10 protein-coding genes and 1 pseudogene are annotated in these 14,073 nt (G+C 44.4%); 5 read left to right on the top strand and 6 right to left on the bottom strand.

All coding sequences use genetic code 11. The features are described 5' to 3' along the window. Window positions 1–172: 172 nt before the first annotated feature. Window positions 173–1,069, bottom strand: coding sequence for a TetR/AcrR family transcriptional regulator (locus ACR32F_RS14830; protein WP_440119441.1), 897 nt, complete (start codon window positions 1,067–1,069; stop codon window positions 173–175). Between the two features lie 327 nt (window positions 1,070–1,396). Between ACR32F_RS14830 and ACR32F_RS14825 the strand changes: the two genes are divergently transcribed. Continuing rightward, on the top strand, window positions 1,397–2,047 hold the full coding sequence (locus ACR32F_RS14825) for a TetR/AcrR family transcriptional regulator (RefSeq protein WP_440119439.1): 651 nt from the start codon (window positions 1,397–1,399) through the stop codon (window positions 2,045–2,047). A 19-nt stretch (window positions 2,048–2,066) separates the two neighbouring features. Beyond that, entirely contained in the window at window positions 2,067–4,385 is a 2,319-nt protein-coding gene (locus ACR32F_RS14820) for an MMPL family transporter (protein ID WP_440119438.1), read from the top strand. Between the two features lie 315 nt (window positions 4,386–4,700). Here ACR32F_RS14820 and ACR32F_RS14815 read toward each other — a convergent pair. The 3 genes and pseudogenes from ACR32F_RS14815 to ACR32F_RS14805 form a co-directional block, all read right to left on the bottom strand. Next, window positions 4,701–4,945: pseudogene (locus ACR32F_RS14815) on the bottom strand (ATP-binding domain-containing protein); the annotation flags it as partial. A 9-nt stretch (window positions 4,946–4,954) separates the two neighbouring features. Further along, window positions 4,955–6,475 (bottom strand): response regulator transcription factor, encoded by a 1,521-nt coding sequence (locus ACR32F_RS14810; RefSeq protein ID WP_440119437.1) that lies wholly within the window; start codon window positions 6,473–6,475, stop codon window positions 4,955–4,957. Window positions 6,476–6,493: 18 nt separating this feature from the next. Continuing rightward, complete coding sequence (locus ACR32F_RS14805; protein ID WP_440119436.1) at window positions 6,494–8,257, bottom strand: sensor histidine kinase; 1,764 nt, start codon at window positions 8,255–8,257, stop codon at window positions 6,494–6,496. A gap of 207 nt (window positions 8,258–8,464) precedes the next feature. On the opposite strand from ACR32F_RS14805, the gene ACR32F_RS14800 reads away from it, so the two are divergent. The 3 genes from ACR32F_RS14800 (at window position 8,465) to ACR32F_RS14790 (ending at window position 11,551) form a co-directional block, all read left to right on the top strand. After that, entirely contained in the window at window positions 8,465–9,778 is a 1,314-nt protein-coding gene (locus ACR32F_RS14800; RefSeq protein WP_440119435.1) for an ABC transporter substrate-binding protein, read from the top strand. A gap of 68 nt (window positions 9,779–9,846) precedes the next feature. After that, on the top strand, window positions 9,847–10,719 hold the full coding sequence (locus ACR32F_RS14795; RefSeq protein ID WP_440119434.1) for a carbohydrate ABC transporter permease: 873 nt from the start codon (window positions 9,847–9,849) through the stop codon (window positions 10,717–10,719). Window position 10,720: 1 nt separating this feature from the next. After that, the gene (locus ACR32F_RS14790; protein WP_017688542.1) at window positions 10,721–11,551 is read left to right on the top strand and encodes a carbohydrate ABC transporter permease; all 831 of its coding nucleotides are present in this window, start codon (window positions 10,721–10,723) and stop codon (window positions 11,549–11,551) included. 111 nt (window positions 11,552–11,662) lie between these two features. On the opposite strand, the gene ACR32F_RS14785 is transcribed toward ACR32F_RS14790, so the two are convergent. Together ACR32F_RS14785 and ACR32F_RS14780 are read right to left on the bottom strand one after the other, a co-directional pair. Then, on the bottom strand, window positions 11,663–12,391 hold the full coding sequence (locus ACR32F_RS14785) for an amino acid ABC transporter ATP-binding protein (protein ID WP_440119432.1): 729 nt from the start codon (window positions 12,389–12,391) through the stop codon (window positions 11,663–11,665). Further along, window positions 12,384–13,829: an amino acid ABC transporter substrate-binding protein/permease gene (locus ACR32F_RS14780; RefSeq protein WP_440119431.1), complete on the bottom strand. Its 1,446-nt coding sequence runs from the start codon at window positions 13,827–13,829 to the stop codon at window positions 12,384–12,386. Before ACR32F_RS14780 ends, ACR32F_RS14785 begins: the two co-directional genes overlap by 8 nt. Between the last annotated feature and the right edge of the window lie 244 nt (window positions 13,830–14,073).

The following is a 14,073-nucleotide window of genomic DNA, read 5'->3' as shown; positions in this document are numbered from 1 at the left end:
TGGAAATTTATGTGCATTTTGATTATATACTACTAGTATATTTAATTTCAAATCTTAGAGTTCTTTCGTCAATAAACTACCTTTATAGTGACTTATTATGTATATACGAATAGTACAATCTTGATCACTCCGAAAACAAAAAAAGAGGTTGGCTTTTGAGCCAACCTCCAAATTAATTACGTAGTTTCACAAGTTCCAAATACCACCAACAAGCTTCGGTAAGTCTATTAGCCTCCGAGTGAAAAGCACTGGATTTATACTCTTTGTGAAACGCTTGAAGTACGACTTCAATCACAGGAATATTTAAATCCTTCTTATCCTGTAACAACGCCAGAAGCCCCTTGGCAAGTTGTTTCAATGGTGTGGATTCCTTGGATTTTTGAACATGCTTGTTGAACTCTTCAAATTCCTCCAACAGCGTGTCGATGTCGAGACTATTATCACTGTTACGCTCATCGGCATTCAGAAAATAGAGGGACTGAAAGTCAAAAATATGTTCATTTCTTTGGTGCATTGTTCTTAATATCACTTCGATGTACGTTAATACTTTTGGAACAACCTCGCTCCATACCGGTTTTTGCGTATTCAGGCTTCTCGATGTATTGGCAATCTGGTGTAATATGCCATAGCACAATATTGCGCCTTCGTTGGCATACAGGCTGATATCCTTCCCGTACACCTGTATCAAGCGTGTGGACAGCCATTTTAGGTGCACTGTAGCCAGCTTGGCCGAGGAGTTAATCTCCCCGGAATAAAAACCAGTCCAATATAATTCCCATACTCGCTCTTTGTTAGGCACAGACATAGGAATGGCAATTTGATCAACGAGCAGGTCATAATCCGATGTATAGTGATTTTGTTCAAGTTCTTTGCGAATGAAAACATCCTCTTGCATACGCTGATCAATAATCGAATATAAACAATCTTCTTTCGAACTGAAGAATTTGTAGAATGTCCCTTTGGATACGCCAGACTGATCCAGGATCATCTGGATTGTTGTATTTGCATAGCTATGCTCTAAAAATAGTGCAAGTGCTGTCTCTAATAAACTTTGTTTACGACTACTCATGTCCCGTCCTCGCCCCAAGTTTTTCTACTGATTTTAACATTCATTCCTTTGGAGTTGAAGCATTGATTCATATTATAACTGTTCGGCGCGAATGTTATTGTGATATGACGCAAACCTACCCCCTCAACACAAAATATTTGCACAATGTGTAAATTTGCACAAAGGGCAAGTTGTTGTTATGATAATCCTCACAGAGTGTATGCTCATGAGCATGTTCTTAGTATTTTATAGTACTTTTGTACAAAAGGAGGCACTTCAGTAACAGTATAATTGGCATAGTAATTACACCATAGTAATTGGTGTTGGAGGTGAACGCACAAGCGGAGAATGATGATCAAACGAAACTTGCGACATTTGAAAAAAGAAGCGACCGAAAAAGCGCTTGCTGGTGCTGCATTTGAGCTTACTCTTGAGCATGGGCTCGATGGTTTTACTGTCGAAGATATTGTGCATCAAGTGGGTTGTTCCCGCAGAACATTTGCAAACTATTTCACATGTAAAGAAGAAGCAGTAGCGAGAGGGGCAATATCCGTTCAGAATACAACGGAGCTTGAGGATTTGCTTACCGAACTTCCTGACGATGCCTCTTTACTTGACGTGCTGTATAACCTAATCAAGATGCAGCTTACTACAGAACTTATAGGAAGGCTTCATCAACTATTAGCTTTATCTCAAACCTATCCCGTGCTTGAACCTCATTACCTTGGGGCCATGCACCGGATGCAGACGCAGGCACAAGATACCTTACTAGACTTGTCGAACGGAAAGTATGACGAGATATATACGTATCTTCTAATAAACGCATTGTACGGAACCATACTGCCTTTAATTGACGGAAGACTTAATGTATTACTGCCCGGACAAGCCATAACTGAAGATACAAAGGCCGGTGCTGTACTGTTCGATCAATTTTTGGAAACCGTATTTGCTCATTTGCGGACAGGATTCGAACACGCCAACCATCCATATTCATCTTAGAGGAGTGTAAAATAGAGAAATGTCTACATTATTATACAGAGTGGGGAAAACCGCTTTTAGCAAACCTGGATACTTCATCATTGGCTGGGTATTAATTCTAGGAATCGTCATTTCATTGATCAGCATTAATGGTATTCATATCAGTTCTGAAATGAAGATTGAAGGCACAGAGTCACAGAAGGTCTTGGATCAATTAGCAAAAGAACTGCCAGCCGCCTCAGGCGGTCAAGGAAGTGTTGTGTTCAAAGCACCTGACAACGAGCGTTTGGATACACCTGAACGTCTGGCTGCAATGATGAAAGGTGTTAACGAAGTTTACGGACTAGATAAAGTCATTAACCCTGCAGATTATGCAGCTGAAGCGCGCAATTTGGGTGCTTCAGCTGAGATGGCTCAGAGTGCTCAGGCTGCTAATATGGTGCAATCCGCAGCAGCATCCCCTCCTCCCTATGGACCTCTAATGGTGGAAGGTGTTCCGGTACCGGGTGTACTTATCTCTTCGGACGGCAAAATTGCCTTGTTCCAATTCCAGTTTACGATTGAACAGTCTGCCATTACGCAAGATGTGTTTGATTCTGTTATTCAATCCGTCATGACTGTTGAGCAAGGAACCAACATTACTGTGCTACCAGGCGAGACGCTCAAAACGGTAGCGATCGGTGTAGGCTCGGCAGAGATTGTCGGACTGATCATTGCTGTGATTGTTTTGCTAATAACTCTAGGTTCCGTCGTTGCCGCAGGTCTTCCTCTGATCACTGCACTGCTCGGCGTTGCCATTGGAGTAGGTGGAGCGTTCTCGATCTCCAAATTTATCGAAATGCCTAGTGTCACTTCCGTCCTGGCTCTTATGGTTGGATTGGCTGTAGGAATCGATTATGCTCTCTTCATTGTCAATCGCCAGCGCCGGATGATCATTGATCAAGGCTTGAGCGCGCGAGAAGCAACAGCAAGAGCTATTGGCACATCGGGCAGCGCTGTATTTTTTGCCGGATTAACGGTCATTATTGCACTATGCGGTATGCTGGTCATCGGACTCACATTCTTGTCTACGATGGCTTTGGTAGCAGCTGCCACCGTGCTCATCAACGTATTCGTTGCTCTAACCCTGTTGCCGGCTTTACTGGGTTTGGTAGGAGAACGCATCTGTTCCCCTAAAGCTCGCGAGAAAAGCACAAAACATCCCAAAGCAGCTGGCTCTGGAATCGCTGACAGATGGGTGAAATTCGTTATCAAAAATCGTTGGGCTACCATTATCGCCATCATCGTCATTCTTGGCTTTGCCGCAACGCCTATAACCAAAATGGAAATGGGTATTCCGGGAGCTTCCTCAGCCAATCTGGATACGAGCGCAAGACAAAGCTATGACGCCATCTCCGAAGGCTTCGGAGAAGGATTTAACGGCCCCCTTATTCTGGTCGCAGAGCCTAATAAATCTTCTGCTCAGGTGACTCCGGAACTCTTGGGAAATCTCGTTCAGGAACTTCAAAGTCAGAATAACGTTGCACAGGTTACACCGCTAGGCATGACAGCCGATTTGGCTATCTTTAGTCTTATACCGAAAACAGGTCCCAACGATAAAATCACCAAAGATCTAGTGACTGATTTGCGATCTACTGAATCAAGCATTGCGAAGTCAAATGACGTTAAGCTTGGTGTTACCGGACTAACAGCCGTTAACATCGATATGTCAGCCAAACTGGCTCAGGTATTCCCTATCTATGTAGGCATTATTATCCTGCTGTCGCTTATCATATTACTGCTTGTATTTCGTTCGATCATCGTTCCAATCAAAGCAACCATCGGTTTCCTCCTTAGTATCCTGGCTACATTCGGGATTACTACAGCTGTATTCCAATGGGGCTGGCTGCATTCGCTCTTTGGCTTCGACACCGGCGGCCCGCTGCTGAGCTTTATGCCGATCATCGTGACAGGTATCCTGTATGGCTTGGCAATGGATTATCAGGTCTTCCTTGTCAGCTCGATGCGGGAATCATACGTTCATGGTCACCGAGGAACAGAATCCGTTGTTCATGGGTATAACCAGGTAAGTCGCGTGGTCGTTGCCGCAGCGGTGATCATGGTCTCCGTATTTGCAGGGTTCATCTTCACTGATGACGTTATGATCAAACAGATTGGTTTCACATTAGCTGTAGGAATTTTGATCGATGCATTTATCATCCGTATGGGCTTGGTTCCTGCCATTATGGCTATTTTCGGTGATAAAGCTTGGTCGCTTCCGAAATGGCTGGATCGCATTCTGCCAAACCTGGATGTTGAAGGCGAGAAGCTGATTGCTACACTCCATGCTAAAGATGTTAATCACAATTCCAAGTCTTGATGTGGATTGCTACAAATGAACACAAAAGAAGTCCGTTAACCCTTGGGATTAACGGGCTTTGTTCATTCATATGCGCTATCATTCCAATGAATAGATGCTGCAAGTAGTTGCTTCGGATTCTCAAACAATATTGCAGAACGCAGGAACGGTTGATGAGTATAAGCCACAACATAAACAGCAAAAATAACCTTGGCGGTTAGCAGCCAAGGTTATTTCCATCGAGTTGCAGCAAATTTGCGATAAGAGCTCCGAGTAAGTCCGGAACTTTGCTGAATTATGAATACAGCTTATTGCGGCCAACGTCACCTTGATCCATCAATATGACGCGATCTCGTACAAGTTCACAGGCAATGCCTGCACGAACGGCGACCAATCGCCCGTTGTATAAGATAAAGCTGGTGCATGGCTCGTGTACACGCCGTATAAAGAAGCTTGCGTTCGTTTTCCCGTGCATAAGCAACGGACGAAGCCTCATAAATCAAGACTGCATCGAACTCAACACTCTTGGCGAGATAGACGGGAAGGACCATCACTCCTTTTTCGAAGCCCACTGTCTCCTTTTATTTATACTATGAATACCGTTTGCTAAGCACCCGTTCTTTATATTCTGTGGGGCTGAATCCCGTATACTCCTTGAACACCTTGGAGAAATAATGCTGGTCACTAAATGACAGCAGATCCGATAATTCCTTGAACATCATATCGGGTTGGCTTTCTATGAGCCGGCAGGCTTCTTTGATTCTAAGCCGGGTATAATACTGAACAAACGTGATTTGCGTGACGTTTTTGATCACTCTGCTGACATAAGATGGGCTGACGTGAAACTTCATTGCAATATCATTGATGGATAATTGGGAGTACTTATTCAGCTTGATGTACTCATCCATTTGTTCGAACAGGAGCTCCCCGCTCTTTCGACCTTGGGAATGCAGCATATCGAAGCACTGTCCAGTCCATTCCGTTAGTTCAAGGCAAAAGTCGGCATATGTCTTTTCCTCATATAATTGGTTCGCTCGAAGTTCCAGGCCCAGCCTGATTCCCACCCCCTGTTCTTCGTACAAATGAGCAAATGTCTCAACCACTAACCCGATAAACCGTTCCACTTCTTTCATTTGCACGTTTTCCTTTGCCCAGCGTACCATCAACTCAGACAACTTGAGAGCAAATTGTTCCTTGCGATGAGCTTGTATTATGTGCACAAAAGCAGATTCCAGCACGGAATCCAGGCAGACCACTTCCGTTCTTGCCAATGAAACGGGATTTCCGGTATCCAGCGCCATTCCTTGTTTCAACCGCTGTTGCGCCGACAAAATTGACGATATTCGGTGGTAGTACTCTGACAAATTTCCGAATTCAGCGAACAGTAACTGACCCCCTATGATCACATCAATGTCATGGGCAACCAGATGCCGTCGCAACGATTCAAGACATTCATGCGTGGAAGAATACAGATCAAGAGCACTCTTGTTTACAAAAATAATAAATTGATCCGGCCTTTGACTCGGAAACACTTGACATGGCTGCCGAGCAAAAAAGTCGCCTACAATAGTTTGAAACGTCTTCTGTACCCATTGTTCTGTGCCTGTTGTAAAAGGCTGCTTGCGCAGAATAATCATCATTTGATTAAAAAGCGGAAAATCCTCTCCCGGCCTGAGTTCAGCATAATACAGAGGATTGATGATTTCCTGTAACTCTAGCAGGTTTCTTGACGTCTGTTGATCAAGCTGGTCAATAACCCGACTCATGACCTCTTCTAGTGCCTCTCGTTCCACAGGTTTCAGCAAATAGTCGAACACCTGCAAGTTTAATGCTTTTCTGGTGTATTCAAAGTCGCTATAACCGCTGATCAGAATGACCTTTAGCCCCGGATTAACAAGCTTCGCTTGCTCGATCAAGGATAAGCCATCCATCTTGGGCATGCGGATATCAGTCAGCAACAGATCGATCGACTCTCGATGAATCGCTGCCAGCGCCTCCTCTCCGTTCGTTGCCGTAGCCGCCACGCGAATTGGAAAAGCGAGCGTATCCAACAGCATTCTAATATTTCGCAATATCGGTTTGCTATCCTCAACGATCATGACGTTATACATCGTTTGTTCCTCCTATGCTTAGTAAAAATCCTTGGTGAGTGAACCGATGATTTGTATCGTTGCTCCTTTTTCCCCGTGTGCATGATTGTTGAATATGTTAAAAAAGAGTCGGTTGCTATACATCAGTTTGAGTCGGTTAACGCTGTTAAGGATCCCCATATTACCGAGTGCTGTCTGGCGATTCAATGGGTGTTCTCTGCCAGATCCAGATTGCTGTATATTGGCTAAAATCTCCTGGATTTTATCTGGTGGGAAACCTTCCCCGTTATCTTTAATTTCCAAAGCCCACAATCCGTTATAATGCTTCACGGTGATCTGGATACGCCAAGGTGGTGCGGTATTGGAAAATGCATGTTCGATGCAATTCTCCACGAAAGGCTGAATGACCAGGCGCGGCAACCGAATTTCCCTGGCTAACACGTCGGAAATGATGTCCCATTCCAAATCTTCCTCATACTTTTGCTGTACGAGCGACAAATAATGTCTCGTATGCTCAAGCTCCTCCGCCAAGGTCACATGCGCGTAGGGTGAGGACACGATATAACGTAAACTGTCTGAGAGATGTTTGCACATATCGGATACAACTTTGGTTTTCCCCTCTTGAGCAGCAATGCTGATCAAGTAAAGAACGTTATGAATGAAGTGAGGGGCGATTTGAGCTTGCAGTGCCGAATTCCGCGCTTTTACTTCTTCATGCAGTGCCACTTTTTCACGGTCGATGGATTGTTGCAGCCGTTCCATCAACTCTTCAAATGCTTCATTCAGCAGCAGCAAATCGTTATTTTTTGGTACATCATTGACTTTAAGGTTCATATTGCTGTAATTGATACGCCAGATTTGGCTGCGAAGTTTGCGAATCGGAAGCAGCAAATTACGCGTTGATAAAAAAATATACACAAAAGAAACCAGCATCAATGCCGTAATCAACAGGATGGACATGGTTTGAACCGAATGGATCGAGCCCAATACCGATTGGTTAGGTGTTACGATATAAGTGACCCAGCCTGTACTAGGTGAGGTGGAATACGTAACGTAATTGTCATGTTCATCGATATACAACCCTTGATCGGATGACGAATTTATCCAATTTAATGGTTTAGCATCTGCTTCCGCTCCAGTCATCTGCTCACCTTGCTGATTCAGAATAAAGACATTGCCCGCCGAGATTCCTTCCGTAAGATTTTGAATGTAGGCCTGATCCATCTGAATACTAAGATAGCCATACACCTTCCCGTTCTGATCGTTAACCGTGCGAACAAAGGAAATGGTATCGTCTTGGCGGAGCAAGACAAAACCATTCCCCGACCACTCTCGTCCAACCTTGCTGTTTTCCACCATCGTACTCAAGATCACTGTGGAGTTTCCAGAACCCAGATACGACGTAAGAAGCACGCCTTGCTTGTCATAGATGGACATGTCCTTGATGTTCATACTAGGCCCGATGGCCTGAAACATGATGTCTTTGATGATCCGAATCTGCTTCAGCCTTTCATAATTACTATGAGCTGACGAACTCTTGTCCATGGTTGTGAAGATGTCCTTGCTGGACAGGATTCGCTGCGACAACTGGTTCTGCTGATCCATATAGAGATCAACCTGCTCTCTTACCTTTGTTGCGGTCATCAACGTATCCTGCACTGTTTTTTGTTTGAGCGGGCGGATCACGACCATGTTTACATATACGATAAAGCAGCCGAGCACGAACAAAAGCAGGGCCAAAAACGTCAAAAATACCTTCGTCTGCAAACTGACATGAGTTACCCTATGTATGAACTTTGCCATTCTCCAAGAGGCCCTCCTGTTCCGACATGATGTAAAATCAGCCTTTCTTCCTGTCTACTTTATCATGCACCTCAATGAAATGATAGCGGTTTCAAGTTCAGTATTTTACACATCAACGTTCAAGCACAGACATGTACCCGGGAGAAAAAAGAATCTATAATCGGACTTGTAAACGGATTCACTAAACGTCTTAGAGGGGGATTTGCATTGAAAACAATAAAAAGAAAAAAGGCGATTTCCATTATTCTGGCCAGTTTATTATCGATTTCATTATCCGCGTGTGGATCAGGAGGTACGGATTCCGATACATCTGCTGGCGGGGACAGCAAGAATGGCAAGGTCACACTGGAGCTGGCGATCTCTAAAAGTTCTCAGGACTCTGCCTTTATCCAACAAGACATTCTCGATGAATTCGAAAAACAAACGAACATTCGCGTCAATTTGCAGCTGATTCCAGCGGAACAAACGACGACTGTACTGCAAACCAAACTGGCTGTAGATGAAACGCCTGACATTATTCAGTACAATCTGGCGAGCGCAGTCACGGACCTGAACCTTGAACGTAACTTCGAGATTCTGGATAACGAGCCTTGGGCGAGCAGAATTGTGAACAAAGACGTGCTTTCTTCTGGTGGACACCTCTACAGCTTCCATGTCAGTCAGGATACAGGGATGCAAGGGGTTGTTTACAACAAACAAATCTTTGAAGAACTCGGGCTGTCGATTCCAACCAACTACGAAGAATTCTTGGCGGTCTGTGAAAAAATCAAAGCGAGTGGCATTACGCCCGTATTCATGCCTTACAAAGATGCCTGGGCTGCCAACATCTGGCCTGCTGCAGCTTTTGCCGATTTTGTAGCCAAAAATGAACCGACGTTTTTTGATGACTTGAACAGCAACAAGAAAAAATGGTCCGATATTCCGGAATTCAAAACGTTCCTGGAACAACAGTATGAAGTGTACACCAAGGGGTACACCAACACGGATGTGCTTAGCGACAGCTATGACATGGCAGTAGGTAAATTCCTGAACAAGGAAGTTGCCATGATGTTTATGGGCGACTGGTTAATTGAAGGCGTGGCTGAGCAAGATCCAAGCATGGAACTGGGCGTATTCCCGATTCCATCATCGGATGATGCCAGTTTGGGTGCAAGTCCACTCGGCGGACAACTGTTCATTCCGAAGAAGTCCAAACATTTGGAAGAAGCCAAACAATTCCTGGACTACATTGCTTCCAAGGAAGTTGCACAACAGATCGTGGACTCCAAAGGGTACGTATCCAATTTCAGTGACGTCACAACACCGGAATTGCCGGCTTACAAGCAGGATATTGTAGACAATTATATTACACCGAAGAAAACAGTGCTGACAACGGATGCATACATGCTGGTTGATCGCAGCGAACTGTACCGGTTGCTACAAGATCAATTTGCAGGTGGTCTGTCACCGGAAGAAGTACTGAAATCCTGGGATGAGAAGTTCAGTCAGCTGATGCAGGATAAAGGTGTAGCTGGTTTCTAAAGAGTGAAATATAAGGTAGCATAACACGGTCTAACGTTATGCTGCCTAGCTATAACGGAGTGTGAGACATGAACAGGACTAAAAATTTGTATTCGTATTACATGATATTTCCCGCACTAATTATCTACTCCATCTTTTTCGTTGTGCCTGCTCTCGCCGCTTTCTACTACTCATTCACCGATTGGCGGCTGGACCGGCTGGAGCTGAAGTTCATCGGGTGGGATAATTTCAGGAAAATTTTCTCGGACAAAACGCTTATTCTGGCGCTGCAAAACACGGCGATATTTGCGATCGTTACGGTGGTTGGCAAAAACGTCATCGGTCTGTTGCTGGCCGTAGGACTTAACATGCGATTAAGAACGAAGAACCTGCTGCGCGCCATCTTCTACTCCCCTTCCATTCTCAGCATACTGGTGATCAGCATTCTGTTCACTCCCATGTTGCGTACCGAAGGTACAATCAACCATTTGTTGGAATCTGTTGGATTGCATTCGTTAAGCCAAGCTTGGCTGACCAACCCATCCATTGTCATCTGGACGATTGCCATCGTCTCAATCTGGCAGAGTGCCGGTTTCCAGATGGCCATCTATCTGGCGGGCCTGCAGTCTATTTCTCAGGAATATTACGAAGCAGCCAAGATTGATGGCGCAAGCTCGTGGAGAAGTTTTTTCAAAATTACACTGCCGCTCTTATTGCCAGCCATTAACATTAACCTGATGCTGACATTGATCGGTGGACTTAAAGTATTCTCTGAAGTATATGTCATGACAGGTGGCGGCCCAGGTAACGCTTCCCAGGTCGTTGGTACGATTATTCTGCGATCTTTTGGCGAAGGCAACTGGGGACTCGGTACCGCGGTCAACACACTTCTGTTCGTGGTCGTCACGATTATTGCCATACCGCTATTGATCTTCATGCGGCGTAAGGAGGTTACGGAATAACATGGGCTATACACGCAAACTTGCCATCCGCAACTATATCGTGGAAGGGTTCCTGATTCTGGCCTCTCTTATCGTTCTGTTGCCGCTTGTGATTCTGATCTTTGGTTCATTTAAAACCAGTGCCGAAGTGCTCAGCTTCTCCCTGAGTTTCCCTGAAACATGGCAGTTCTCGAACTATGTTCGTGTCTTCCAGGAAGGCGGACTGTCGCGAGCATTCTTCAACAGCATCTTGATTACAGGAGTTTCGTCCATCATTAACATCGTTGCCTCTTCGGCAGCGGCATTTATTCTGGCACGTCGGGAAACCAAATTATCCGGCACTATCTACATGTATTTCTTCATGGGACTGATTGCGCCAATGTCGATCATCACGACGATCCGTGTCGTGCAAGGATTGGGATTCTACGGCAGCATCACCAGTGTCATCCTGATCTATGCCGCATTGAATACGGCATTCAGTGTATTCTTGTACAGCGGATTTATCAAAACGATTCCGAGGGCGCTGGATGAGGTCGCTTTTTTGGAAGGTGCTAGTGTGTTCGGCGTGTTTTTCCGCATCGTTACACCGCTCATCCTGCCCGTCAATGCAACGGTAGCCATTATGGTGTTTATGTCCGTATGGAATGATATCACGATTCCGGTGTACTTCCTGACAGACAGCTCAACGTGGACGATGCCGCTTTCGATTTACAACTTCTACGGCAAATACAGCCGGGACTGGAACTTGATTTTTGCCAATCTCGTGCTAACTTCATTGCCTGTATTTATCCTTTATTTATTCGGTCAGAAATATATCGTCAGCGGCCTTACTGCGGGTGCAGTTAAAGGTTGAGCAGCATATTCTCATTCTCGTATAATCATCCAATCTGAATAAGAATTAACGACGTAATAGCCGTACCAAAAAACCTTCAAGAACGATGTCTTGAAGGTTTTTGGTATGATTTTAGAGTACTTTCTCTAAGAAGCTGATCGTCCGCTCATTGGTCGGTCTACCAAATATTTCTTCTGGCGTACCTTGCTCTACAATATAACCCCCATCCATGAAAATGACCCGATCGGCCACTTCACGTGCAAAACCCATCTCATGGGTTACGATGATCATCGTCATTCCTTCGCTCGCGAGATCCTTCATCACGCCCAGTACTTCTCCAACCATCTCAGGGTCAAGCGCTGAAGTTGGTTCATCAAATAACATAACGTCCGGATTCATGGCAAGCGCCCGAGCAATGGCGACCCGTTGTTTTTGTCCACCTGATAGCTGGTTGGGATAGCTGTTAGCTTTATCCGACAACCCAACACGCTCAAGTAATCGGAGCGCCGTGTCCCGCGCTTCCTTTTCATTTAATATTCCAAGTTCTCTGGGGGCAAACATGATGTTTTTCAGCACACTGAAATGAGGAAACAGATTAAAATGCTGAAACACCATGCCGATATTTTCGCGGGCTTTGTTAAGGTTCGTTTTGGGATCATTCAGATCCCGATCATCGACAATAACGCGTCCAGCTGTAATCTCATCTAACTGGTTAATACAGCGCAAAAACGTACTTTTACCCGACCCGGAAGGTCCGATCACACAGACCACTTCACCCTCAACAACCGACATATCGATTCCTTTCAGAACCTGATTTGTGCCAAAACTTTTCTTTAATCCTTCAACTATAATTTTACCCACGACGAACCTTCACCTCCAGATAGTCAGCAATTTTAGTCAATGTGATGATGACAATCAGGTACATGATCGCAACAGTTAACCAAATGTCAAAAGAAGCAAACGTTCTTGCGATGACAATTTTACCCGATTGAGTCAACTCCACAAGGCCAATGACAGACAAAATTGACGTATCTTTCAATGTAATCACCATCTGATTGATAAATGAAGGGATCATCACCCGTATGGCCTGAGGGATTACGATCTTCATCATGGCTTTGCGATAAGGAATTCCGAGTGAACGTGCAGCTTCCATCTGACCACGATCAATGGATTGAATTCCTCCACGAATAATTTCCGTTACGTAAGCTCCTGCATTCAGACTTAGTGTCAGAATGGCGGCCAGGAACAATGGCATGGTGAAGCCCATGGCCTGCGGAATCCCGAAATAGATAAAGAACGCCAGAACAATCAATGGCACCCCGCGGAAGATATCCACAAATACGGTAGCAACAACACGAAGGAACTTATTTTGTCCCACTTTCATAAAGCCAAAAATCAAGCCTAGAATAAAGGCGAAAAACAATGAAACAATCGTATATAAGAGGGTGGTACCCAGACCTTTGAACAGGGCAGGAAGTGAATTTTGGATCAATTCCCAACGACCCTGGTTTGCAACTGGGGCATTCTCTCCAACATATTCCTCGATAATGCGCTTATACTCACCGTTAGCTTTGATATTCACAAGACCAGCATTAAACATTTCCAGAAGTTCCTGATTTTTACCCTTACTTACCGCAAATCCGTAGGAAGCCCCGTCTTCTTTGTCGGTAACAACTTTCAAACCATTATTCTGTTTTACCCCAAATCTTAGAACAGGTTCATCTTCAAAACAGGCAACCGAATTACCGGTCTTTACATCATCATACATTTGCGAAGAATCGTCGAATGGAACAATGGTAAAGCCATACTTCGAGGCGATGGATTCAGCAAAGCTGTACCCTTCTGTACCCGTTTTCACGGCGACCTTTTTATCGCGAAGATCTTCGTAGCTTTTAATGGTATCATTATTGGCGCTAATTCCCATAACAACGCCTGAATCATAGTATGGCTCTGAGAAGTCAAACTTTTGTTTTCGTTCATCCGTGATACTCATCCCGGCAATGACGCCATCCACCTGATTGGACTCAAGAGCCTGCACAGCAGCATTAAATCCCAAGGCTTTGATTTTATAGTTGAAGTTCTGATCTTTGGCGATGGCATTCAGTAAATCCATATCTATGCCTACATAATCACCATTTTCATCTTGATATTCAAACGGTGCAAATGTAATGTCCGTACCGATCACGTAGGTTTTACCGGAATTTGATTCTGCCGTTGCACTCCCTGCCCATCCCGATAAACCAGTCACTAGGAGCAGTACTAATGTAAGTACAAAAAATGATACCTTGGTTGTTTTCATAAGTCCTCCTCATCTCGGTGTTGTTCGAATAATGATCCTTTTTTGTGTGGATTGGATGTTTCTGTAGCACATTTTTCAGATGTATTACTCATTATATTGTTATTATTTACAGTATATTAACAATCAATGCTTTTCCTAATGAGGAATAAAACTGAACCAACCCATACCCACATTTTTCATTGTCCTTCACAACGTTTTACTTTAAACGAATCCATTGTCCAACTTATACTTACCCTTCAGTTCC

Origin of the sequence: Paenibacillus hebaui, from assembly GCF_051934385.1 — a bacterium.
Classification (GTDB): domain Bacteria; phylum Bacillota; class Bacilli; order Paenibacillales; family Paenibacillaceae; genus Paenibacillus.
Note: the sequence above shows the minus strand (reverse complement) of the source record. Positions and strands in the feature narration are given on the sequence as shown.

Coding starts and splice junctions, on each gene's coding strand:
- ACR32F_RS14830 (WP_440119441.1), bottom strand. CDS start 1,069: ATGAGTAGTCGTAAACAAAGTTTATTAGAGACAGCACTTGCACTATTT.
- ACR32F_RS14825 (WP_440119439.1), top strand. CDS start 1,397: ATGATGATCAAACGAAACTTGCGACATTTGAAAAAAGAAGCGACCGAA.
- ACR32F_RS14820 (WP_440119438.1), top strand. CDS start 2,067: ATGTCTACATTATTATACAGAGTGGGGAAAACCGCTTTTAGCAAACCT.
- ACR32F_RS14810 (WP_440119437.1), bottom strand. CDS start 6,475: ATGTATAACGTCATGATCGTTGAGGATAGCAAACCGATATTGCGAAAT.
- ACR32F_RS14805 (WP_440119436.1), bottom strand. CDS start 8,257: ATGGCAAAGTTCATACATAGGGTAACTCATGTCAGTTTGCAGACGAAG.
- ACR32F_RS14795 (WP_440119434.1), top strand. CDS start 9,847: ATGAACAGGACTAAAAATTTGTATTCGTATTACATGATATTTCCCGCA.
- ACR32F_RS14790 (WP_017688542.1), top strand. CDS start 10,721: ATGGGCTATACACGCAAACTTGCCATCCGCAACTATATCGTGGAAGGG.
- ACR32F_RS14780 (WP_440119431.1), bottom strand. CDS start 13,829: ATGAAAACAACCAAGGTATCATTTTTTGTACTTACATTAGTACTGCTC.